This window comes from Streptomyces sp. NPDC057654 (assembly GCF_042800135.1).
Taxonomy (GTDB): domain Bacteria; phylum Actinomycetota; class Actinomycetes; order Streptomycetales; family Streptomycetaceae; genus Streptomyces.
This window is the reverse complement of record NZ_JBHVHQ010000987.1, coordinates 1824-2999: the sequence shown is the minus strand read 5'-3', so window position 1 is coordinate 2999 and position 1176 is coordinate 1824. Positions and strand designations below refer to the sequence as shown.

General features: G+C 74.7%; 1 protein-coding gene. It reads right to left on the bottom strand.

The features are described from left to right. Positions 1-1078 (bottom strand): NAD-dependent epimerase/dehydratase family protein (locus tag ACFU99_RS39320; RefSeq protein WP_384402238.1); only part of this gene is annotated, 1078 nt, incomplete at its 3' end. Positions 1079-1176 lie beyond the last annotated feature (98 nt).

The window sequence follows — 1176 nt, the reverse complement described above, 5'->3', positions numbered from 1 at the left end:
AGCCAGGGCTGACCATCGACGCGAGGACCGTGCGCCAGTCCTCGCCCGGCAGTTCCCGCAGCGGTGCCGCCAGCCGGTCCGCGCGGTAGTGCCAGTGGTGGTCGAGATCCTTGTCGGCCTGGCTCTGGGCCGCGTAGCGGATCTCGCTGTCGCTGCCGAGCAGACGGGTCAGTTCGGCAGCCAGGTCCGGCCATGCGACGTGGCCGCCGACCGCGTTGGCGACGCCGAGTACGGGCTCGTCGACGCACACCGCCAAGGCGCGAGCCAGCGCGGCGGCGTGCACCCATGGCGCGCCGTACCAGGAGCGCTCGCCCGACGGCGAAGGCGACGGCTCGGGGAGGAGCAGCGGCTCCCCGGCCAGCGCCGCCTGGTACAGCGCACCGGTCGCGCCCCACCGCAGCTGGTCACGGAGGCGCGGGTGGTCGCCCCAGACGATGGGGGAGCGGACCGCGCTCGCCCCGCCGCGCCCCTCGGTGCCCGCGGCCCGCAGCAGCATCCGCTCGCAGTCGAGTTTCGCCTGCCCGTACGCGCTCAGCGGGGCCTCACTGGGGCCGCCCTCGGCCACCTCGGCGGCGCTGGGCTGCCCGTAGGCATCCACACTGCTGACGAAGACGAACGTTCCGGCCCGCCAGGAGTCCACCAGGACCCGCATGGCCGCGACGTCCACCTCGGGCCGGGTGAACGTGCACGCGGAATGGATCACGCCGGACACGCCCTCGGCCGCGGCTCGCAGGCTGTCGAGGTCGGACAGGTCGCCCTCGACGACCTCCACCCCGTCGCCGGTCACCTGGTGCGCCGACTCGGGGCGGGCCAGGGCGCGTACCGGACGGCCGCGCGCGGCCAGTTCCCGCAGGCCGAACGCGCCCACGCCGCCGGTGCCGCCGGTGACCCGGACCGTGCCCTCGCGCGCCCGGCCCCGCCGGGCGGGCGAGGCGGCGGGGGCCGCCGCGCGGCGCTCGGCCTCCCGGCCGTCCAGCATCGCGGCGAGCGCCCGCGGGGTCCGCTGCTCCATGATGTCGAGCCCCGTCATCGGCAGCTTCAGCCGGCCGCGCAGCCGCTCCGCGAGCTGAACCGCCATCAGGGAATGGCCCCCGAGCACGAAGAAGTCGTCGTCCAGGTCCGGGCGTTGTCATTGCTTATATTATAAGGCGTCGTGAACGGAAGTGTAGAGGTTTG